Origin of the sequence: Vibrio sp. 10N.222.52.C12, assembly GCF_041474215.1 — a bacterium.
Taxonomy (GTDB): domain Bacteria; phylum Pseudomonadota; class Gammaproteobacteria; order Enterobacterales; family Vibrionaceae; genus Vibrio; species Vibrio crassostreae_C.
In genome coordinates this window covers 1-5,741 of sequence record NZ_JBFRTR010000179.1, presented here as the reverse complement: position 1 = coordinate 5,741, position 5,741 = coordinate 1, and the positions used below count along the sequence as shown (strand labels likewise).

The 5,741-nt window shown below is 40.0% G+C and carries 5 protein-coding genes and 1 pseudogene; 2 read left to right on the top strand and 4 right to left on the bottom strand.

Annotated elements, in window-relative coordinates; genetic code table 11:
• Nucleotides 1-79: 79 nt before the first annotated feature.
• Nucleotides 80-223, bottom strand: a pseudogene (locus tag AB4623_RS23285) (thioredoxin-dependent thiol peroxidase); the annotation flags it as partial.
• 520 nt (nt 224-743) lie between these two features.
• Between AB4623_RS23285 and AB4623_RS23280 the strand changes: the two are divergent.
• Both AB4623_RS23280 and AB4623_RS23275 read left to right on the top strand, forming a co-directional pair.
• Nucleotides 744-1,175 carry a diadenylate cyclase gene (locus AB4623_RS23280; protein WP_086774689.1) on the top strand — a complete coding sequence of 144 codons (432 nt, stop codon included), beginning with the start codon at nt 744-746 and terminating at the stop codon, nt 1,173-1,175.
• Nucleotides 1,175-1,777, top strand: coding sequence for a hypothetical protein (locus AB4623_RS23275; protein ID WP_086774688.1), 603 nt, complete (start codon nt 1,175-1,177; stop codon nt 1,775-1,777). Before AB4623_RS23280 ends, AB4623_RS23275 begins: the two co-directional genes overlap by 1 nt.
• A gap of 84 nt (nt 1,778-1,861) precedes the next feature.
• Here AB4623_RS23275 and AB4623_RS23270 read toward each other — a convergent pair whose 3' ends face one another.
• From AB4623_RS23270 to AB4623_RS23260, 3 genes are read right to left on the bottom strand one after another with little or no spacing between them, the layout of a single operon-like run.
• A complete protein-coding gene (locus AB4623_RS23270; protein WP_136999095.1) occupies nt 1,862-2,326 on the bottom strand; it encodes a Mov34/MPN/PAD-1 family protein in 465 nt (154 codons plus the stop codon).
• Nucleotides 2,304-4,052 (bottom strand): ThiF family adenylyltransferase, encoded by a 1,749-nt coding sequence (locus tag AB4623_RS23265; RefSeq protein WP_206361197.1) that lies wholly within the window; start codon nt 4,050-4,052, stop codon nt 2,304-2,306. Before AB4623_RS23265 ends, AB4623_RS23270 begins: the two co-directional genes overlap by 23 nt.
• On the bottom strand, nt 4,052-5,290 hold the full coding sequence (locus tag AB4623_RS23260) for a nucleotidyltransferase (RefSeq protein WP_136999093.1): 1,239 nt from the start codon (nt 5,288-5,290) through the stop codon (nt 4,052-4,054). The genes AB4623_RS23265 and AB4623_RS23260 overlap by 1 nt, the downstream gene beginning before the upstream one ends.
• Nucleotides 5,291-5,741 lie beyond the last annotated feature (451 nt).

Sequence of the window (5,741 nt, the reverse complement as noted above, 5' to 3'; positions counted from 1 at the left end):
GCTTAATAATTAGCTTAATGAGTGTTGCTATTGCCTTAGAAAGTGATGAATCTAAGTCATTAACTCACTCAAATCGCCCTTAAGCTTCTTGATTGAAGTAATCTAGAACCACTTCGTGGTGAGTCTTAGTCTTGAACTTGTTGAAGACATGTTCAATCTGACCTTCTTCATCAATTAGGAAGCTAATACGGTGCAGACCGTCGTAGATTTTACCCATGAGTTCATACCCTTGGAAATCTTTTTAGACTCAACTTTTGACAATTTCTAACAAACTCTATATTTAACAGTGAGTTAGTTTGGTAATTTCTCTTTTTGAACCTCAATTATAGTAGTTGTCATAATTTTTTGTAAATCGGGCTGATTTTGACGCTTTTCCAAGCGCAAACTTGTCATAAAAACTAAGGCGTTGCTATAAGTTGAAGTTGATAGTCATTACGATGGGATCACTTGGTGATCACATGTACACTTGTCACTCAACTCGCTTTTGGACATTTCTGAGTAATGAACCATACAGAGCCCTGATTTTTCGGATTACTTCTAGTATTGCAACTATGTAACCAGCCTACATGTGACAGGCCAAGTTCCCTTATTCACTACAGTTACTGATATCATGCTGAAAAGAATTTGATATCTCTGATTTTAGTGTGTGAAATTTGGTACGAGTTTCCTGTATTATCTCCATAAAGTATCGAAGAAGTACCTCGGGCGCTCCTAGTACTCAGCGCTCTAGTATAGAAGCTATTATGACACAAAGCGATTTTAGAGATTTAATGTATAAGATTAAGGCCGATGCTTGCTCCGATTTCTCTGGAGTTGGTGTTATTGTGTCTGATTCTCCTGCGAGTTTACCAATAGTAAGTCTACGAGATACATCACCAAAGTTATCCGGTTCGGTGGTTGAGATTTTGGCAGAGCTTTCTAGCTATAGAAGCAAATATCATGATGGGTTTCATATTCTAAATAGAAAAGGAGAAATTACGCATGTCGCTCAGTATTTCTCTCCACCGATTATTAAAGAATTGAACATCGATACTGTTCGCCCAGTAGGTGGGCGTTTCGTAGCTGCTCTTTTCGGCTCAGCAATTCCTGATGTAATAATGACCGGGGTTATCAGTGAAAGACATGGCCTTTCTATCTTTGTAGGTGGCAAAGAAGTATATTTTGAGAAAGCATAATGATTAGCCTTATTCCAATAGGTAGAGTTATTACCCTCATTGCTGTCGTATACGCAGTCGTTAGCTGTCTAATCCTCTGGGCTGTGTATGACGAAAGTACATCGTTCTTGTCAGCTGTATCAATAGGAGCTAGCGGTTCAGCTGTTTTAAATGGTCTACTCGCCATTCTATTTTATTATGGCTGGGAGAGAATTTGGGGGAAATACCCTATCCTAAACAGACTTTTATTCCCCAACTTAAACGGGACATGGGATATGACGATCCATTGGGAGTGGGAAGGAAAGCAAGGTACATCGCAAGGCAGAGCTGTGATTAAACAAAGTTTTCTGAATATCGGTATGGATGTAGAGGCTGAAGATTCTGACTCTCAAACTTTACTGGCTAAGCCTAAAAAAGATGCAGAAACTGGGAGATCAGAACTATATTATGTTTTTTTAACCACCCCAAAACACAAATCACACTCACAGCCTCAACAACCATATAAGGGTACAGCTATTCTTAAGCTAGGTCTGGATGATGATGGATTACTTCAAGGGAATTATTTTACTAGTCGAAAAACCGTCGGTTACTATGTGTTAAAACGTGTTAGCCATTCTGATTAAAATCATACCGAAAGTTAACTCTACCTTGCTAATAGTGATAAATAGCATAAAAGCTCGACAATTAACTATCAAAGTAATATGCCTTTATTTTTTCTCAATAATAACCTCTACTTGAATTGGTTGATGACCTCGAATAAACAGGTAAGCACTACACTCGAACTGCCAAAACCAACGTAACCTAGAAATAAATAAAAACGCAAAATCTACGTTTTCACCACCATTAACTATACCTTGCATAGCATTGATGTCATTGATACTAGGATCAACTGAGAAACTTGGGTGTGTGTGCCACTCTCCTAAATAATTGAAGCGTTTGTAATCAGAGCCTGTTTCTTCATAAAACTTCTGCAATGCCAAATCGTGTTCATCAGAATCTCTGAAAAAGCTAGAAGTCGTCCCTCTTTTCACATCAACAGAAAAGTCAACGATCCGGAAGGCCTGTTCGCCTAAGTCTTCCCCCATAAGCATTCCACCTATTTCACGCTTGCCAGCCTTTAACATATGAAGCCGAAGCTTTTTCAAAACACTATTCGGAAGAATTATTTGCATCTAATTGGCCCTTAGGTGGCAGGTAAGCTTGCAATATTTGGATAATCTCTTCTGAATCAATATGTTCAGCAGTTTCTCCCCACTTGCCTTCTGGTAGCAGGTCGATAGGGCGAGTATCAAAAGGCTGTTGAAAAAGCCATTCTGACGACATACCAACGATATACGCAGAATAAGGGAATATACTAGCTTCAGGTCGAGCTAGAATATCGGTTGCGAACTGAGTAGCATGAGCACTCATAATGGAGACTTCAGCATCATTTGCTATTAACGGTGTATCGTCATCCATTTGAGCACTATAGTCATTTGCTTTTGTGCTATGCAAGAACTCTACACCTTGTCCTTCGCACCAATTATATATTTGAGCTCTCGCAGACAGTGGGACAGGGTCTAGCTCAGGTCTTGACCTTGCCACAAGGCCGCCAATTCCACCACCAAAAACTTCAACCCAGATCATTGGTTTTTTCTTGCGCACTGAAACAGACGCAATCCAGTTGAATGCTAAAGGCTCTGCTGTAGCATCTATAATGAGATCGCAATTACCGAGTGATTCTAACGCCCCAGACATTGAACTAGAGCTTTCTTGTCCACCTAACGATAATCTAAGGATCTGTGTATCAACGCGAGGGTTAATGTTTTGTAATCGCTGTTGTAATGCAGGTGCTTTATGAGCTCCAACATAGTTGAGATCTAAGTCATTTCTAACAATGTTGTCAGGAAAAAAAATGTCTTCATCAATGAGCAAAAAATTTCCTACCCCAGATCTACACAAACTTGCGGCAACTTTGGAACCAACAGAGCCACACCCAACTAGTCCTACTTTTTTATCGCTCAATGATAAAAATTGATCAGGTAATCTATTTTTGTGCTCCGGTATTTTAATCGTCGTGTAACGTATTAATTTTCGTTCATCGATAGAACCAAAGAGAGTCAATAAAACCCAATTATCTTTATCCCCCATAATCAAGTTTGCAATTGAATCTGTTTGTAGAACTTCATGATACAGCTCTAGCATTTCTGATGTTTCAAGTAATTTTTTTAAATCAGATACTTCTGGTTGTTCTGATATTTCTGCACCAGAAAAACGTACTACGAAGGCTTGTTCTTCTCTATTACCGTCAGGTAAGTTGAGATTGCTTGTCCAAATTGGATTATCTTTGTCTCCCACCTTTAAAAGAGAACTAATGAAGACCCCGCCCACCTTACGTTCTCTGATCCAAGCTCTTTCTGTTTTTCTCTCTGTGAGCGCTTTGAGTGCATTTAGGTCTCCTTCAGCAAGCAAAAAACGACAAGTTTTGATGCGCGTATCACGCCCTAAGGAAGGTATATGTGCTGATTGTGCATGCGCCATATACCCTTCTTCTCCCTGCTCTTCTAAAAGTAGTCGGTAAACACTTTCAATCATATCTGAGCCACTTATTGACGATTGCCAATTATCAGGCCTATGCTCTAAACATAGTTCACCGTTCGGCCCATACTGATGCAAAGAGACCCTCGTTTTATCTTCTGTATAGATCATTGGTGGTGAATCAGGGAATACGCTCGGGTACACCATCTTAAAGTGATAAGTTGTATTTAGATGAAATACATGAAATGTCAAACACATTGCCAATTCATTATCTGGATCAGCCTGCCACTTGCCTACTTCTAACCAGCCTATTTTAGACTCAAGCTCCGATACAGCCGCTCTTTCTAAAGAAAACCTTTCTTTTTGAAGAATCCACCACATCACGCAAATCCATCCGGCTTCTTAGGTTTTCTTGCAACATCACCAAATGCAATGTTTGGGGTTGCTAAGGTTGATGCTGCCGTCGCAGCAGACAACAAACTAGAGGCTCCAGATTTTGTTAAACTTAATAGATCTTGGTGAACCAGATTCGTTACATTCTGACCGATTCTGCTTTCCAGGATACCCGACATTCGGCGGTGTTCAGCTTGTTGTGCTGCTGAGTAAAAATCTTCTCGAGCCTGACTAAGCCAGGAGAAAAAGGCTTCAGCGCGTTCAGGATATGTTTCCCATTTATCGGCAAAGTTCTCCATGGCATCTGTTGGATTGTTGATTACATACTTCTGTCCATCATAGTGTATTCCTTCCTCCATCTTGAATAATATGGAGAGCAGCGCCGAACCTATATTATCTTCACCTTGATATGCATGAGCAGATAGCGTTGTAAGAATTATTGATATGGGTTTATCTTTTGAATTACCTTCAAACATCATGTCACGATGACGTTTAAGTATCATTATCGCTGATTGCAAGGGTGTTCTGACGCGATAACTCGGGATGTCTTCAATACTGGCTTGTATACCTTTAGTTTCCATTTCTTTCAGTATTTCGCGGCGTTTTCTTTCAAAGTTCTCACCCATTCGAAATTTAAACCATTCAGCATATCCACGAGGGTTCGATCTCGGCCAGTCTGATGTAATTTGATAGTACTGAGGTAGTACTTCATTATCTGTTATAGCTATTGCCGTCTCAGCAAATTTAGTATCAAAGTTCTTCTGTTCTAGTAGAAGACGTTGTTGTTCAGCGTTTGGGATACAGGGAACGACATCCATGTGGAATTGCGCGCCGTCAGCATATTCTAGCCTCCAACAGCGCCTCTGCTCAGCGACTGGCTTTTTGATACCCTTGCTTTTGCGATATAACTCTAGTTCATCCCCCATGAGCACTTTTAAATCTTGTTGCGAGAGAGACGACTTATCGAGATAAGTCAAAGAGCACGCACAATCAATATCGTATTCTTCCTGTGCTGACAAAGGTTTAATGACTAATCCTAGACGAAAAGAGCCTTGTACATACACGTCAGGAGAGTAATCTTTTACCGTTGACTCATCTCTATGAAGCCATTCCCCTACAGACTTATAGCTTTTCTCAGCCTGCTCATATCTAGACTGTGGGATCTCTAATGCTTTGGCCAAAGCCTCTAGATAAGTATCCGCTTGCTTTGTAACTGATACAGACATACAACCTTCTCCTGCCTTATGGGAACATCATTCCGTTACTTCAATAATGCAGCTTTTGAACGTTGATGTTGTATAAATGCCAAAAGTTGCATAGCTAGAATACTCCTTAGAATCAATCATGTACAATTTGCAACCGCCATTTTTACAACGACATATTTAAAAGGTGTATTCGTAACATATGGGAATACATGCTCTGGCTGGAGTCTATCTGGTATGCCACAAAAATAGGCTGTAATTGAAAATCTACACTGTATAAATCGAGATTGTCCTGAAATTTGTGTAATTGTTACTTTAATATCCTTTATCTGAGACTTATTTGATGTTGCTGATCGGAGTTAGCACCGACTGACCTAACATCATTGCCAGTTATATCTAAAGCGGGGACGAAAATATTTGTAAACGCCCCATGAACCTACAGGGCGATATTACTAATGTTTGAAGTTCCAAGGCA